14 protein-coding genes, 1 other RNA gene and 1 riboswitch are annotated in these 16,891 nt (G+C 35.7%); of the genes, 5 read left to right on the top strand and 10 right to left on the bottom strand.

Translation table 11 applies throughout. The features are described 5' to 3' along the window. Nucleotides 1–29 precede the first annotated feature (29 nt). Nucleotides 30–143, bottom strand: a riboswitch (FMN riboswitch). 38 nt (nt 144–181) lie between these two features. The 5 genes from ACTND6_RS04890 to rny all read right to left on the bottom strand — a co-directional run bounded on the left by ACTND6_RS04890 (nt 182) and on the right by rny (nt 7,857). Further along, nucleotides 182–2,737 carry a DNA translocase FtsK gene (locus ACTND6_RS04890; protein ID WP_441022461.1) on the bottom strand — a complete coding sequence of 852 codons (2,556 nt, stop codon included), beginning with the start codon at nt 2,735–2,737 and terminating at the stop codon, nt 182–184. A gap of 9 nt (nt 2,738–2,746) precedes the next feature. Continuing rightward, the gene (locus ACTND6_RS04885) at nt 2,747–4,414 is read right to left on the bottom strand and encodes an RNase J family beta-CASP ribonuclease (RefSeq protein WP_178175516.1); all 1,668 of its coding nucleotides are present in this window, start codon (nt 4,412–4,414) and stop codon (nt 2,747–2,749) included. A 66-nt stretch (nt 4,415–4,480) separates the two neighbouring features. Then, nucleotides 4,481–5,911 carry a tRNA (N6-isopentenyl adenosine(37)-C2)-methylthiotransferase MiaB gene (gene miaB, locus ACTND6_RS04880; protein WP_178175515.1) on the bottom strand — a complete coding sequence of 477 codons (1,431 nt, stop codon included), beginning with the start codon at nt 5,909–5,911 and terminating at the stop codon, nt 4,481–4,483. 84 nt (nt 5,912–5,995) lie between these two features. After that, nucleotides 5,996–6,172 carry a 4Fe-4S binding protein gene (locus ACTND6_RS04875; RefSeq protein ID WP_178175514.1) on the bottom strand — a complete coding sequence of 59 codons (177 nt, stop codon included), beginning with the start codon at nt 6,170–6,172 and terminating at the stop codon, nt 5,996–5,998. 140 nt (nt 6,173–6,312) lie between these two features. Continuing rightward, nucleotides 6,313–7,857: a ribonuclease Y gene (rny, locus tag ACTND6_RS04870; RefSeq protein ID WP_441022458.1), complete on the bottom strand. Its 1,545-nt coding sequence runs from the start codon at nt 7,855–7,857 to the stop codon at nt 6,313–6,315. A gap of 191 nt (nt 7,858–8,048) precedes the next feature. On the opposite strand from rny, the gene ACTND6_RS04865 reads away from it, so the two are divergent. The 3 genes from ACTND6_RS04865 to ACTND6_RS04855 all read left to right on the top strand — a co-directional run bounded on the left by ACTND6_RS04865 (nt 8,049) and on the right by ACTND6_RS04855 (nt 10,452). Then, nucleotides 8,049–8,729: a LytR/AlgR family response regulator transcription factor gene (locus ACTND6_RS04865; protein ID WP_441022456.1), complete on the top strand. Its 681-nt coding sequence runs from the start codon at nt 8,049–8,051 to the stop codon at nt 8,727–8,729. Nucleotides 8,730–8,811: 82 nt separating this feature from the next. Beyond that, nucleotides 8,812–9,276: a hypothetical protein gene (locus ACTND6_RS04860; protein ID WP_441022454.1), complete on the top strand. Its 465-nt coding sequence runs from the start codon at nt 8,812–8,814 to the stop codon at nt 9,274–9,276. Nucleotides 9,277–9,603: 327 nt separating this feature from the next. Further along, on the top strand, nt 9,604–10,452 hold the full coding sequence (locus ACTND6_RS04855) for a GHKL domain-containing protein (RefSeq protein WP_441022452.1): 849 nt from the start codon (nt 9,604–9,606) through the stop codon (nt 10,450–10,452). A gap of 8 nt (nt 10,453–10,460) precedes the next feature. Here the strand turns inward: ACTND6_RS04855 and ACTND6_RS04850 are convergent, their stop codons facing one another. The 5 genes from ACTND6_RS04850 to ACTND6_RS04830 form a co-directional block, all read right to left on the bottom strand. Beyond that, complete coding sequence (locus ACTND6_RS04850) at nt 10,461–10,931, bottom strand: phosphatase PAP2 family protein (protein ID WP_441022450.1); 471 nt, start codon at nt 10,929–10,931, stop codon at nt 10,461–10,463. 48 nt (nt 10,932–10,979) lie between these two features. Continuing rightward, nucleotides 10,980–12,020 carry a recombinase RecA gene (gene recA, locus ACTND6_RS04845; RefSeq protein ID WP_178175510.1) on the bottom strand — a complete coding sequence of 347 codons (1,041 nt, stop codon included), beginning with the start codon at nt 12,018–12,020 and terminating at the stop codon, nt 10,980–10,982. 63 nt (nt 12,021–12,083) lie between these two features. Then, nucleotides 12,084–12,677 carry a CDP-diacylglycerol--glycerol-3-phosphate 3-phosphatidyltransferase gene (gene pgsA, locus ACTND6_RS04840; protein WP_178175509.1) on the bottom strand — a complete coding sequence of 198 codons (594 nt, stop codon included), beginning with the start codon at nt 12,675–12,677 and terminating at the stop codon, nt 12,084–12,086. An 86-nt stretch (nt 12,678–12,763) separates the two neighbouring features. Next, nucleotides 12,764–13,105: RNase P RNA component class B (gene rnpB, locus ACTND6_RS04835), an RNA gene on the bottom strand. 2 nt (nt 13,106–13,107) lie between these two features. Continuing rightward, the gene (locus tag ACTND6_RS04830) at nt 13,108–13,437 is read right to left on the bottom strand and encodes a DivIVA domain-containing protein (RefSeq protein ID WP_178175508.1); all 330 of its coding nucleotides are present in this window, start codon (nt 13,435–13,437) and stop codon (nt 13,108–13,110) included. A gap of 107 nt (nt 13,438–13,544) precedes the next feature. On the opposite strand from ACTND6_RS04830, the gene recU reads away from it, so the two are divergent. Together recU and ACTND6_RS04820 are read left to right on the top strand one after the other, a co-directional pair. Further along, on the top strand, nt 13,545–14,153 hold the full coding sequence (recU, locus tag ACTND6_RS04825) for a Holliday junction resolvase RecU (RefSeq protein ID WP_178175507.1): 609 nt from the start codon (nt 13,545–13,547) through the stop codon (nt 14,151–14,153). Further along, nucleotides 14,128–16,713, top strand: a complete 2,586-nt coding sequence (locus ACTND6_RS04820) for a transglycosylase domain-containing protein (RefSeq protein WP_441022447.1) — start codon at nt 14,128–14,130, stop codon at nt 16,711–16,713. The genes recU and ACTND6_RS04820 overlap by 26 nt, the downstream gene beginning before the upstream one ends. The last annotated feature ends 178 nt before the right edge of the window (nt 16,714–16,891 follow it).

Genomic DNA, 16,891 nt, shown 5'->3' with positions numbered 1-16,891 from the left:
GGGTTTAAATACTTAATAAAAGCAAAAGATAAAAATCTCTTCCATCCAGACTTTACTGTCGCTGCCAGAATTTCACTAGCTCAACCTTTCGGCTCGCGGAGTTTACCGCCGGTCGGGAATTACGCCCTGCCCTGAAATTTATCAATAACAATATAACACATATTTCTAGCTTGTAAAGGCTTTACTGGAAATCTTCCTGATCTAGACCTAAATCTTCTGGTTTTAAGTATACATCTCTAGGCTTTGAGCCTTGTGCAGGGCCAATTACTCCTGCTTCTTCCAGCGCATCAATCATTCTTGCTGCACGATTATACCCAATACCAAATCTTCTCTGTAGAAGAGATGTAGATGCTTTCTGTGCCTCTACGACATATTCTTTGACTTCCTTAAATAATGGGTCATCATTGATTGTTGCTACCCCACCAATACCACTTCCTTCATTGATACCTTCTAGAAGAACAAACTTATCGTTATACATTGGTGACCATTGTGATACATAGTTTGTTATGTTCTGAACTTCATCATCTGTAACAAATACACCTTGTGTACGCATTGCAGAACTTGCACCAATTGGCATATACAGCATATCACCATTACCAAGCAGTCTTTCCGCACCAGCATGATCCAGAATCGTTCTAGAATCCGTTCCTGAAGAAACGGCAAATGCAATTCTAGAAGGAATATTTGCTTTGATAATACCTGTAATAACATCTACAGATGGACGCTGTGTTGCAACGATCAAATGAATACCGGCAGCACGTGCCAGCTGTGTAATTCTTTGAATGGACTGTTCAACATCTTTTCCAGCAACTGCCATCAAATCTGCCAGCTCATCAATAATGACAACAATATAAGGCATCTTCTTAGGACATGGAGATCCATCAGGATTCTTTGCACCATTCTGCTGTCTGACTTTTTCATTGAATACTTCAATGTTTCTGACACCAGCTGAAGCGAATATGTTATATCTTTCATCCATGATCTGAACAATTGCCTTTAAAGCATTGTTTGCCTGATTTGGATCATTGATAACAGGCCCAATTAAATGTGGAATTCTTGAATATGGTGTAAATTCAACCTTTTTAGGGTCCACAAGCAGCATCTTGACATCTTCTGGATCTGTTCTTAACAGTAGAGATGTAATGATTGCATTCATACATACAGATTTACCAGAACCCGTTGCACCGGCAATCAATAAATGCGGCATTTTATCTAAGCGACATGTTACTGTCTGACCTAATAGATCTTTCCCAACAAAGAACAGCAATGGCTGCTTCTTATCTTTTTCACTGACATTTGAGATAATTTCTCTTAATTTAACTGGTGTGCTCTTCACATTCGGAATTTCAATACCAACCGCATTTCGTCCAGGAATTGGTGCCTCAATACGAACATCTTTTGCAGCTAGAGCCATTTTGATATTATCCGCAAGAGATAATATCTTAGATACTTTCACACTCGCATCTGGCTTGATTTCAAATTGCGTAACAGATGGACCAATATGTGTATCAATCAACTGTGCTTCAATATCAAAGTTATGCAGAATATTGATCAATAACTCACCCTTCTCTTTTGCGGCAATTTCATTATCCATATTGGCATTCTTAGAAGGTAAAGGATCAAGCATTTGAGAAATCATTCTTGCATTTGGAATCTTATATGGCTTTTTAGAAAGCTTCACTTCAGGTTTCTTTGCGGTTTCCTGTGGTTGTGCTTCTTCCACTTCTTCTTCAACAGCAGTCTCTTCTACAGCGTTATTTTTCTTTATTTCTTCATGCTCTGGTTCATCAAAGCTCAACTCAGCTGTCTTTTCAAAATCATCCTGCGGTTCATCTTGTTCAAAATTCTCATAGGAATCCTGCAGATCATCCACATTAATGAATACAGATTTTTCAGAAGAAATCGTTTTCCCAGGAATGGATACAACAGGAATTTCTTCCGTATCACGATCCGCTGTAATATTAATCAATTTCGTAATATGTGGCTCTTCTTTCTTTTCTTCTGTCAAAATATCCATTGTATCGCTGCTTTCCACATTTTCATCGACATTGATCGAGCCAGGCAATGCTTTCTTTGCTGCTTTTTTTTCTTTATGTTCTTCCAGCATGATCCAGAGGTTTTTAGGTTTTGTTTCTTCCACTGGCTGTTCAACAACAGCTTCTTCCTCTTCTTCTTCTCTTTCTGGTGTTTTAAAGAATTCAAAAATCGTATAGAAAGCTTTCTTATAAACATCTAAGGAAACAATTAATAACATAGAAATGATCAAAAGAACAATGATTACAATGATAACTCCAATTCTTCCAAATAACATGGAAGAAATGGCATACAGCAAAGAACCAATCATGCCTCCACCAATCACTGCATCACTTGTTTTAAAGTAATCTGCAATATGAACAATGTATTGCATAAATACTGGAATACCAGTATCCTGTGTTGAAATATAGGAACAAATCAATAAGATTGCACAATCTACAAGAATAAACGGTACTGGATTAACATCATCATTTTCATGATGTCGGTTCATGACATTCATCAGTATCATAACAATAAATGAACCTAGAATGACCCAGAATAAAAACCCAAGCAAATATCTTTGCAGATTAAACAGAAACAACCCAACAACACCGGATTTCATTAATCCAATGATCATCAATGCGAAAAGGATCACAACTGTGATCCATTGCTTGATTTCTCTATCTCTTTCTCTTTTTAACTGTGCTTTTGTTTTTCTAGCCACAATTCCCTCTTAATCCTTTGTATTGATCTCTATGATTGCTGGAAGAATCATTGGTCTCTTTCCAGTTTCATGCAATACGTAGCGAGCAATCTTTTCTCTTGCTTCTGCACGCACTGACATATTATCATAGCGATTTTCTTTCACTGCCTCATTAATCGTGTTTTCCATCAAGACGCCAATCTGCTTCACAATATAATCAGCATCTTTCAGATAGATAACACCTCTAGACTGTACATCTGGTCCGCCAATAATTTCTTTTGTCGCGTGATTCACAACAATACCAATAATAATAGCACCATCTGTACTCAAAGTTTCACGATCTTTAATGACCATACCTGTTGCATCCAGGGAATCGCCACCATCGATCATTACATCACCAACATCCACAGAATCAAAATTCTTCTGGATCTTGCCATCTTCAAAAGTAGCAACCTGACCATTGTCCATAACAATGATATTTGCTGCACTATATCCCATATCTAAAGCAATATTTGCATTAGAAATCAACTGTCTATATTCACCTTTGACAGGCATATAGTATTTTGGATGCATGAGATACACCATCATCTTGATGTCTTCAATGGATGCATGCATAGAGAATGCACGTTTTGTATCCACTGCTTCTACACGATCTGCCTCTCTATACAAATCATCTTCCATGCCTGCTTCATATCTTTCTGTGCCTGGTACTGCAGGAGATGTAATAATGACTGTATCTGTCTTATGCATTTCAATCAATGCATCTTCCTTTGTAGCAATCTTATGTACTTTATTGAAGATCGTAGAACCTGTTCCCGCAACGATAATAACGATATTTTCCATATCATTGCTGAAAGAATCCTTAGATACTTCCAATCCTGCAGGAATATGATAATAGCCAAGCTTTGCCATATCATTCATTAACTTACGTAATTCATCATCATAAATCATGATCTTACGATTGTATTTATTCGCCAGTTCAATGATTTCAATGACACGATAGATATTCTGATTGTATACAGTAATTAATATTCTACCCTTCGCATCTTCAAAATACGGGTCAATGACTTCTGTAATACGATGAGAAGGTGCAGAATGACCTGGGCGATTTGAACCAACAGATTCGCACAATAAAGCCAGTACCCCATCATGTCCTAAATCAGTAATATTTGTAATATCTGTTGAGAATGCTTCATTTTTAATATCATAGTCAACAATAAATTCAGAAGTATACACAATATATCCATCACTTGTTTTAATTGCGACACCAAATCCATCCGCAATAGACTGTGTTGTTCCAAATGTTTTGATTTCAGTCTTTCCAATCTTGAATGTACTGTTTCTTCTGACTCTATGAATATTCAATTTTCCTAAACCATACTGCTTTGCACGTCTTTCAAACATCAATGCAGTTAATGGAGCCATATATACAGGAATATCAGGGGCCTGCTTTAAAAGCATCGGTAAAGCAGCAATGACATCTTCATGTCCATGCGTAATAAACAAGCCTTTCACACGATCCTTATTATTGATCAAATAAGTAAAATCAGGAATAATCATTTCAATTCCAAGCTGATCCGCATCTGGATATTTCAAACCACATTCCAAAACAAAGATATCATCATTATTTTCGATGATATACATGTTTTTTCCATCTTCGTCCAGACCACCGAGAGCAAAAATTCGTACTCTACTCATATCTTTCCTCCAATTATTTTTCAATGTTCATTTTTACGTCATCATTATAAAACAAAGACGTTTTTATCACAATGCTTTCCCATTCAAAGAGAAGCTGCGCACTTCTGTAATTTCAACTTCAACGATCTGGTTTTCCAATCCTTCCTGACCAGTAAAATTAACAAGTTTATTTTCTTCTGAATATCCAGAATACACTGCAGCATTTTTCTTGCTTCTACCTTCACATAAAACCTTCACTGTCTTATGTAAATACTTCTGATTATTTTCTTTTGCCCAATGATTTATATGTTCATTGAGTTCATGCAGTCTTTCTTTTTTCACTGCAGCATCAATCTGACCATCCATACGTGCAGCAGGTGTTCCTTCGCGTGGTGAATACATGAAAGAGAAAGCACCATCAAACTTACAATAATCAACAAGTGCAATTGTATCGCGGAATTCTTCATCTGTTTCCTGAGGGAAGCCAACAATCAAGTCTGTTGTAAATGTAATGTTTGGAATTTTACTTTTCAAACGGTCAAATACTTCCTTGTATTGTTCAACTGTATATCCTCTTGCCATACGTCTTAATACTTCATTTGAACCAGACTGTACTGGTAAATGCAGAGCTGGCATAATATTTGGGTGATCCAGCATCGCCTGGATTGTGCTTTCAGAATAGTCTCTAGGAGAAGAAGAATAGAAACGAATTCTTTCAATTCCTGTTTCTGCTACCGCAATCAATAGATCTGTAAAGCCATCATCCATGCCAAGATCCTTGCCATATGCATTGACATTCTGTCCTAAAAGAATGACTTCTTTACCACCATTTTGAATCAGCTGCTTCACTTCACGAATGATGTCAGACATTCTTCTGCTTCTTTCTTTTCCACGTGTATAAGGAACAATACAGTAGGTACAGAACTTATTGCATCCATACATGATATCTACATATCCCTTTACATTCTGTGTACGCTTAACAGGAAGATTTTCAATGATTCTTCCTTCTTCAGAAAGAACTTCGACCTTTCTTTTCTTCGTTGTCATGACTTCCTTTAACAGATCTGGCAAACGATAAATATTATGTGTACCAAAAATCAGATCTACCTGAGGATAGCTCTTCAAGATTTCCTGTACAACACTTTCTTCCTGCGCCATACATCCACATACACAGAAAATACGATCAGGATTTTCATTCTTCAATCCCTTCAGCATGCCGATTTCACCTAATACATGTTCTTCTGCAGCTCTTCTGACTGCACACGTATTAAAAATCAATACATCGGCTTCTGCTGTATCTTCTGTATTTGTAAAACCCATAACTTCCATCATACCCGCAATACTTTCACCATCTCTAACGTTAGCCTGACAGCCATATGTACGAATATAGTATTTTTTATTTTTTCCTAATTCTTCTAACTGGTCATTCATAGAGAACAGACCATATTCTATTTCAACTTCATTTCTGCTTCTTTTTGCTTCGTCTTTTTGACTTGGTAATTGATAATCTTTATTCATAGTTATTCTCCGTGAGTATGTATTATATCAGAAACATGCAGTAGAATATAAAAAAACCAGTGAAAACTGGTTTTTTTATTTCCCTTACTTCTCAGAAATTGCAGAAACTGGGCAAGCTCCTACACAAGAGAGGCAAGTAATGCATACGCTTTCGTCACAACTGGACTTACCTTCATCATCTAAAGATAGTGCAGAAACTGGGCATACACCTACACAAGCACCACAACCGATGCAAGTATCCTTATCAACTGTTACTGGCATAATGTTCCTCCTTCTTTGAAAGATTATAGCACCCATGAATTTTTCCGACAACTAACTTGTGAAAAAAATGCAAAAGTTAGTAAAAGCTAACTTAAAAACAAAAGAAAGACACCTCCTTATCAGAGATGTCAATTTACTGATTACTTAGCTAATTCTTGAACACGAACTTCACGAATCAAAGTCACTTTGATCTGACCAGGATAAGTTAATTCATTTTCAATCTTTTCACGAATATCATGAGCAACCTTTACCATTGTAATATCATCGATCTTTTCTGGCTGAACCATGATTCTGATTTCTCTACCAGCCTGGATTGCAAAAGCTTTTTCAACGCCATCGAAGCTTGTAGCAATCTTTTCAAGATTTTCTAAACGTTCAATATAGCCTTCCATGGATTCATAGCGAGCTCCAGGTCTAGCTGCAGAAATTGTATCTGCTGCAGCAACGAGTACTGCGATGATATCTGTAGCTTCTGTATCTCCATGATGAGATTCGATTGCATTGACAATAATAGGATTTTCACCATATTTCTTAGCAAACTTGGCACCAAGTTCAACGTGGCTTCCTTCTTGTTCAAAGTCCACTGCTTTACCAATATCATGCAATAAACCTGCACGCTTTGCCAATACCTGGTTCAATCCAAGTTCAGCAGCCATCATACCCGCAAAATTAGCTACTTCAATAGAATGTTCCAGGCCATTCTGACCATAGCTGTAACGGAAACGTAAACGACCAACAAGACGGATCAATTCACGATTCATTTTACCGATACCAAGCTTATAGACTGTTTCATTACCAATCTTGAAGATTGTTTCATCCAGTTCTTTTGTTACCTTGTTAATAACTTCTTCAATACGTCCTGGCTGAATTCTTCCATCCTTCATCAGAATCTCAAGAGACTGTCTTGCGATTTCTCTACGAATTGGGTCGAAACAGCTGACTGTAATAACATCTGGTGTATCATCGATAATAAGATCAACACCTGTTGCCTGTTCAATTGCACGGATGTTTCTACCTTCTCTACCAATGATTCTACCCTTCATTTCTTCACTTGGAAGTGTCACTGTAGAAACTGTTCTTTCAATGACTTCATCCTGTGAATATCTTTGAATAGCTAATGCAATTGCATTTCTAGCATAATCAGAAGCAGTTGTTTCAGCCTCTTCCTGGCGATCGCGCAAGTAAGTAGCGATTTCACTTTCTGTCTTCTTTTCAACAAGTTCCATCAACTCTTTCTTTGCATCTTCTTGAGATAAATGTGCAACCTGCTCTAGTACACATACCTGATTATCAATCTTTTCCTGCAATTCATCTTCTTTTTTACTGAGATTAGCAAGCTTGCTGTCAACGAGTTTTTCTTTATCCGTTAGTTTAGATTCCTGTGTTCTTAAGTTCTCTTCGCGGAAATTCAAACTATCTTCTCGACGCAGAAGAGTATTTTCTGTTAATTGAATCTTATCTTTCTGATCCTTGATTTCCTTTTCTGCCTGCAGCTTCATTTCATAAACCTGCTGCTTACCATCGAGATTTGCCTGACGGATCATTGTCTCCGCTTTGGAATTTGCTTCATCAATAATGCCCTGGCTCTTTTCTTTATTACGATCCAGGCCCATTTTTCCAGCAATCCACATTAGGATTACGCCTACAACAATACCTGCAATCACAGCAATTATGATCTGTGCCATATTTATGTCCTCCATATTGCGTGTGATTTGAGAAATTATCCCATCTGTAATTATACAATTATTGTTACTTTTTCACAAGCGATTACAGTTTAAACTCTAGAAATTAGTTGTGTCTCTCATATGAGTTTTCTACTCATTTGATTTTTTGTTGCACATTGTCGATTCATGAGGCAAAATAATGAAAAGATATTATGTTGAAAATTGCAATTATTGATGATTCGACATTCGATACGAATAGAATCATACAAATCCTCAAACAAATACAAAGCAATACAGAAATACAAAGTTACAACAGTATTACTTCTTTTTTAACTTCCAAAAACAATTGTGATTTTCTTTTGCTTGATATTGAACTAGACAAAGAAGATGGAATATACGATTCTTTAAAATGTAGAAGTCTAACAAAGTATATTATTTATATCTCAGCAATTTCTGATCGAATGCAGGAAGCATTCGCACAGAACGTTATTGGATATATTCTCAAAAGTGATGATGACAATACAATTCAAAACGTTTTAACAAAATTGATTCATCAATACACTGAAAAATATATTTGTGTCAAAACTATGCATGGACTACAAAACATTCCATTGTCTTCAATTTATAAAATCACGCGTGAAAACAGAAAAATATTTGTCTATCTTCATTCCTCAAGCATTCGTATATTTGATACAAATTTAAAAAGCATATATGAACAAAGTAAAGACTCTATGATATGGATTGATCGATCAATCATGGTTAATTACAGATACATCTCAGAATTCAATGATTCTAAAATTACATTGGATAATCAATCTATAGAATATGTAAGTATACGAAGAAAGCAAATAGCATTTCATGAATATCTACAAAAAATCTTTCAGAACATTTAGACAATAAAAACATCAATTAGACATGCGTTATTGTCTTATGAATTCTTTCTTCCTATATTGGAATCAAGAAAGAAGGTTTCCTATGAACAAAAAATATTTATTACAAATAATTATCATTGCCAGTTTAGTATTCGGTGGCTTTGCACTATTTATCTTATTGTTCCTTACAAAACACCAGATATTGTTTTTCACTGAAAATAATATTTCAGATCATTTGTTCCGTTATTTTTTAGATTTTATAATCTATGGTTTACTTCTAGATCCACTCGGCTGGGCTGTCCTTTCTTTCCTTGTTGTTCAATTTCACAAAAAGAATCATAACATTACACAAACAATTGTTTATGCAGTCATTCGAAAAGAAACAGTGAAAGATTTATTATTCTATTGGAGCATTGATTTCATTTGCTTAATTCTGTCATTCAATGTATTTAACAATTCTATAATTACTGTAAGTTCAGAGTTTTTTGTATTGATTCTTACCCCTATTCTATCCTTTTATTCATTATTTCTATATTTAGTTAAAAAAACTGGATTGCATTTAGAATAACGCGGAGGATTATCCATGAAAGACATACTCATTTATACTGGAACATGGTGTTTTCTTTACATTATGTTGTGTTTTAGAAATATTAATGTACAAAGAAAAATATATTCTGAATTTTTATTTTTGATACTATTTATATCATTCATCATTTCATATTTTCAGCTTCCAATTCTTATAGAAACAATTCTTATTACAATTACATTTTCTATAGTATTCTTCTTTGAACAGCAAAAGCAAAATCCTCTTCAATTATTGGAATTTTCTTCTAAAATTGTATTTCTTTGCAGTTTAAAGTATAGCGTGCAGGGGTTATATTTTTTTACTCATAATTTGTCTAACAATGAATCAATTCTTGCTTCAATTGTACAGATTCTATTTTCATTGATTCTACAAAGTGATCATGATGATTCAAGCAAAGAAATTACAATTCATTGTATATTTAATATCATCATTGCGGGAACAAGTTTCATTCTCATTGCTTCTCAAGTTGAAACAAAAACAGTATTTTACTTTCTTGTATCTATCGTAATATGTGTAATCATTTGTATTATTTCATTTTTATTTTTTCAAAATCAGAAACAAGAGAGTATTTTAAAACAGATGAAAGAGCAAGAAGAAATCTTAAAACTTGCACATAATCAATATGAATTTACATTGGCACAGACAGAAAACATTTCTCAACAAAAGCATGATTTTATTCACGATCTATCTATGATTCATTCTATGCTGGAACATAATCAAATCGCAGATGCTTTACAATATATTTCTTCAGTGACAGATAAAATCGAAATTAACACAACTTCAAATTACAGCACTAATATTTATATGAATGCTTTGCTCCAGCATAAAGTAAAAAAATACCTAGATATTCAATTTAACATTTCAATGCATGTTCAAAAAAACACTTCAAAGGAATTTATTGATTTCTGTCTATTACTCTCTCATTTCATAGACAATGCTGTGGAAACAATACATGAAAATTCTTTAAGAAAATATATGGAAATAAAATGTACACAACAAGAGAATAAACTCTTTCTTGAAATCACAACTCAAAAATCCTCAAAAAAACCAGATCTTGCATATATTCATTCCATGAATGATCTAATCCATAAACACCATGGAACATTACAAGAATATGTAGATGATCAATATCATATTCAGCTATTCATAAATATATGAGCCTTCATCTATAAAAAAAGTAAAATCCCACAAACAATTCCTGTAATATAGCCAGCCACAACATCGCTTACAAAATGTACCCCGCCAATGACGCGCAATACTGCACTGATAAGCGCAAGAAACAATAAAACACCTCCAAATGTTGTATTGATTTCCAGGCAAACCATTGCTATCAGACATGCAGAAAATACATGTCTTGACGGCATAGAGTTTGCTTTTGTTTCTTTTTCAATGAGTGGTTTAAAGGCATAGATTTCATATGGTCTTTTGCGTGCAATTTTCTTACGGATAAAAGAAAGAAGAATAAAACTGCATCCAGGAACAAGAATACTTCTCACAAGTAATTCTTTTCTATTCAAAAATAAATACAACAGAGCCAATGGATATAATATATAAAAAACATATGTAATCCATTGATTCAATGTCACAATTAATTTCTTATACTTTTGAAACTGCTGATTCATTTCTATGTAGTTCATCTGCATTATTATAACAAAAAGAAGCACCACATGGATGCTTCTTACATATTATGCCTGTTCACTTTCTTCTTCAGGATACATGACAGCTTTCAGCTGTGCAGTTACCTTTTCTTCAAATTCAGGATGTGTTTTCAGATATTCTCTAACAGAATTGATACCTTGACCAATCTTTTCTCCTTCATAAGAGAACCATGCACCAGCTTTTTCAATAATATCATTTTCAACTGCGAGATTGATTAATTCATCAGAATGAGAAATACCTTCTCCATAGATAATATTCACTGTAGCCGTCTTGAATGGTGGCGCAACCTTATTCTTCACAACTTTGATCTTTGTGACGTTACCATAAGCATCTGCACCATTTTTCAATGTCTCACTTCTTCTAACATCTAAACGAACAGAAGAATAGAATTTCAATGCTCTACCGCCAGGTGTTGTTTCAGGATTTCCAAACATTACACCAACTTTTTCTCTTAACTGGTTAATAAAGATAGCTGTTGTATTGGAATGGTTCATAACACCGGCAAGCTTTCTCATTGCCTTTGACATCAAACGCGCCTGCAAGCCTACAGAAGCATCTCCCATTTCACCATCTAATTCTGCCTGCGGAACAAGTGCTGCAACACTATCCACAACAACTAGATCAATCGCACCAGACTTGATCAATAATTCAGTGATGTCTAATGCCTGTTCTCCAGAATCAGGCTGCGATAGAATCAATTCATCAATATCAACACCTAAATGTTTTGCATATACTGGATCAATGGCATTTTCAGCATCAATAAATGCACATCTGCCACCCTGCTTTTGACATTCCGCAATTGCATGTAAAGCAAGTGTTGTTTTACCACTGGATTCCGGTCCAAAGATTTCAATGATTCTTCCCTTTGGATATCCGCCAATCCCTAAAGCCTTATCTAATGCTAAAGAACCACTAGGAATCGCATCTACAGATACTGCAGCTCTATCACCCAATTTCATAATAGAACCTTTTCCATATTCTTTTTCAATTGCTTTTAAAGCATCATTCAAAAGCTGATCTTTTTTTTCATCTGTCAATACTTCAGATTTTTTATCTTTTGTAGCCATGTTTTTTCTCCTTAATACTATATTCACGTATTTTTGAGGAATTCCAAAAAAACTTATATGATTTTAAATAGATTCCATAATGTCATCTTTCATCTGGTTGAAATACTGAACACCAGAAACGAAAGAAACAAGTGCACTGAGCCATAGCATGATATCGCTCACTGGCAAGTTCAATAATGCAAATGGAAGGTTGTTCAATAAAATCAATGCAACTGTGATCATCTGGAAAACAGTCTTAAGCTTTCCCATCATTCCAGCCGCAACAACTTTACCATTGCTTGCTGCCATCATTCTGCATCCATCAACAACCGTATCTCTAGCAATCATAATAATGACTGGCACAACAGGAATGATTCCCTGAGATACAAACAGCAAGAACATTGTTGTTGTAAGAAGCTTATCCGCAATTGGATCAGCAAATTTTCCAAATGTTGTAATTAAATTACGAGAACGTGCAATATTGCCATCCAATGCATCAGTAATTGCCGCAACAACATAGATCACTAAAGCAATTACTTGAATAATAGAAAGATCAATACCGCCAATATTGAAGCAGGCTGGTACGATTCCAAAAGATTCATATGGGAATAAATACACAAGAATAATCACTGGAATTAAAATAATTCTGAATATTGTTAATTTATTAGGTAAATTCATACTATATCTCCTTTTAATAGCTATAAAAGTATAACACACAAAAAAACAAAACGAGAGAGTGAATACTCTCTCGTTCAATCGCATACGATCATAAGCCATGTTCTGTTCCTTGTAAAACAAGGTGGCAGTCATTTATCTGTGTATTGCTACACCCATCTTGAACTTCATTTTGCTCTTGATGATTCCCCTACCAAATTTGGGTTTCTCGCTTGCGGGGTTTATCTCGTTCCACTCTTAATGTTTCCACTAAGACTTCGTCACTGTGACACCTTAAGGGAATCGGCCATAGACAATGTCCTTAGGCTCTTTCTCCGCCGTCACCAATTGGTGCCTGGCCTTATTGATTGGACCAGCACAAACACTACGACCATCGCAGATCGTGCGAGCATGGACTTTCCTCTAGAAAATACTAGCGGCTGCCTCACGTATGTTATTGCTTGTTAAAAACTTCAGCTTCCAGTCTAGATAAACGTTTCAGAATATCTACCTGAGAAGAACCATTTGTTAAAATTGGATTCGCATCTTGAGATGCTCTTTGTTTTCCTTCTACTTCAATCAGTTTTGCACGTAATGAAGCATTTGTTCTTTCAAGATCAGACAATTTACGATCCATTTCTTCTAAGAGATTTTGATATGTCTGATAGTCCTGGATGACAAGATCGAGCATATGATCGACTTGATCTGGATTGTATCCTTTAAAATCAATATCAAATTCTTTATCAACGATTCCTTGTGGATCTAAGTTAAGTTTTCCAGCCATTTCAATACCTCCTATCCATATAATTATTACATTCAAATGAAACAAACGCAATATGACTTTCTAATTTTTGTGAACAAAGGTATAATGATTTATGTTGATTTAGGCTTATGGTAAATTACCCAAACGGAAAGAAAACAGCATGGATTCATGCACCTGCAAGATTCGGTGATCGTGGTATGAATCTTGAGAAAGATATCAATACTACGAACCAGTATTATCTGGACATGGATCGTGCTGTGATACATAAAAAACCGACACCGGTACAGATTGTAAAGGTAGATTATCCAATGCGATCTGCCGCAAAAATCACAGAAGCTTATTTCAAAATCCCATCTACTACCGACTACAATGGCGTGTATCGTGGAAAATACATTGATTTTGAAGCAAAGGAGTGTCAAAGCAAAACTGCTTTCTCCCTCTCTTATATTCATCCTCACCAGATTACACATCTTGAAAAATGTCGTAAGCATGGAGGCATCTGCTTCGTTATATTTCGCTTAACATATCACAACTTAACGTATCTAGTTGATGCGCAGGAAATGATAGATTATATTCGAGGAATTGAAAGAAAATCAATTCCATACAAATGGATCATGACACATGGTCATTCCATTCAAAGCTATTATGGAAGACCTGTTGACTATCTTGAAGTCGTTGATCGTCTTTACTTTAAAAATGAGGAGGTAACAAATGTCATTTCAAAAGAAGAAGAATAAAGTGAATAAAAAACCTGCCAACGGGAAAAGAAAATTTCATGGGTTACGATTTGTAACATTGCTATTGGCAATCCTTGTAGGATTTGAACTCGTTTTTGGAACGATTGGAATTGTCGGTCTAGAGACGATGTTGAAAGATGAACCCGAATTAAACAGAGATGATTTTTTCTCACAGGAATCCACACTGATTTATGACAAGGATGGAAATCAGATTGCTGACGTTGGTACACAGCTAAGAGAAAACGTTGACTATGATGAATTCCCTGAAGCTCTTGTAGATGCCTTCTTGTCCATTGAAGACTCTCGTTACTTCAAGCATAACGGTTTCGATATTCCTCGTTTTGCGATGTCCATGGTCAATACATTGCTTCATGGAAATCGACAAGGTGGTTCAACATTTACAATGCAGCTTGTCAAACTGACATATTTCCAGAATGATGATAAAGGAATTTCTAAAACTGCAGATATTGAGTATAAAATACAACAGATTGATCTTGCATTAAAGCTTGAAAAGCAATCTACAAAAAAAGAAATCTTCCAGTTATATCTTAACAAGATGAACTTTGGTGGTGTTGGTAATATCCGTGGTGTTCAAAAAGCAGCCCAGCAATACTTTGGAAAATCCGTTTCTGAACTAAATACTTCAGAATGTGCATTACTTGCGGGTGTTGTTAACTCCCCATATTACTATGATCCACATAACTATTTAGATCATGCAACAGATAGAAGAAATACTGTTCTTGCGATGATGAAGCGTCATGGATATATTTCCGATGAAGAATACACATTAGCCAAAAGTATTAATGTAGAAGATCTTCTCATTGATCCAAAATCAACTCTCACAGATACAAACTATCAATATCAGGCATACATTGATGAAGCAGTCAAGGAAGCACAGGAAATTACTGGACAAGATCCAATGAACGTATCTATGGAAATCTATACAGCGATGGATCCCGTTGCACAATCTGCAGTGGAAGACATCTTAGCTGGTAATAATCCAAATGTTAAATTCTCTGATGATCTCATGGAAGCTGGTGTTATTTCTGAAAACAACCAGACGGGTGAAATTGTTGCCATTGGTGGTGGCAGAAACTATTCTCAAGGTGGTTCCATGTTATTGAACCATGCCACAAATCAGTATAAGCAGCCTGGTTCTGCAGTAAAACCTTACTTAGACTACGCACTTGCATTTGAATATCTAGGATGGGCTACAACACATGAACTCATCGATAAAGCTGTTACGTATGGTAACTGGACATTCAAAAATGCCAATGGTCAATATAATGGTAGAGTTGATCTGAAAGAAGCAGTAGCAAGATCTTTAAATACTCCTGCAATTCAGGCAATGCAGGCTGTCATTGATGAAAAAGGCGTAAAAACAGTTACGGATTATTTAAAAGCATTACATTTCTCAACATTTGACCCATCATTATTTGATATCTCATTTGCAATTGGTGGTAATGCATATACATGCAGTGCAAAAGAATTGATGGCTGCTCATGCTGTTATAATGAATGGTGGTAATTACATTACTCCTCATACAATCACAAAAGTCGTATATCGCAGTGGCAATCAAGATGACTTTATTCCAGAATACACACCAACAAAGGTTTTATCCGAAGCAAGTGCGTATCTGACAAGTACATTAATGGAATATTGTGTAAGCTCTGGTATCTACAACTACATGCAGATCTTAAAGAGAAACTACACAACATATGCAAAAACTGGTACAAGTGACTGGGGTACGGATGGTCTGCAATATGGAATTCCACTTGGTGCCATGAAAGATAAATGGATGGTTGCTGAAACTACAGAATATACAACTGCTGTTTGGGTTGGCTGGGAAAAAGCAGAAGCAGGCCATGCAACATACTTCAATACAGCACGTGCATTAATGAATATTCCTGGTCATATCTGTTCTGAAATGATGGATGTTCTACAAAGAGATTCTTCCCCTGATGCTGTTCAACAGCCAGAAGATGTTGTTTCTATCACGCATGTTAAGGGTATCTTCCCATATGTTGCTCCAAATGATACAACACCGGAAGATTACATTGTTACTGGTCAAATAAAAAAAGAATTCTCTAAACTTGGGGAATTCAATATTACAGCGGATCCATTAAGTGATCCTGCATGGTTCAATGCAAAGGCAGATGGATTGAACATTACATTCAACTGGGCTGATTATCCAGATCCAAGCAAGCTGGAAGTTGCGAATACAAATGAAGAAACATTCTCACCTTCCTGGATTACAGGACGTGTTATCTATAAGGCGCGTATTGAAGAAAATGGTACAACTTTAGGAGAAATCACTTCTGAAGGTCCATCTTCTACACAGACTGTTCCTGGAATTACATATGGCAAGACATATCGTGTCTGTGGTTATTATGGATATGAAAAGACAAGTGATACTTCTCAAGAATTCTGCCAAGAAGTAAAAACTGGTGAAGATCCAAATCCAACACCAGCACCAACTGTCGAACCAGCACAAACACCTGATTCTTCTCCTGCTCCTGAACAGCCAGAACAGCCTGAGCAGCCAGATCACGAAGACTAAAAACACATGAAGTGAGCCCACTACGGCTCACTTTTTGTATGCGATGATATATAATACACATATCCAGGGAGCTTCCTGTAACATGTAAATGAGGAAGTGGAAAGGAAGAATGAAATAAAAAAGTACCAGTCGTAAAATTGAATCTGCTGATCTTGAGCGGTTAGCTGAAACAATAATA

Source organism: Bulleidia sp. HCP3S3_C9 (assembly GCF_052064035.1).
Lineage (GTDB): Bacteria > Bacillota_I > Bacilli_A > Erysipelotrichales > Erysipelotrichaceae > Bulleidia.
The sequence above is the reverse complement of the archived record's forward strand: the minus strand, read 5'-3'. Positions and strand labels throughout refer to the sequence as shown.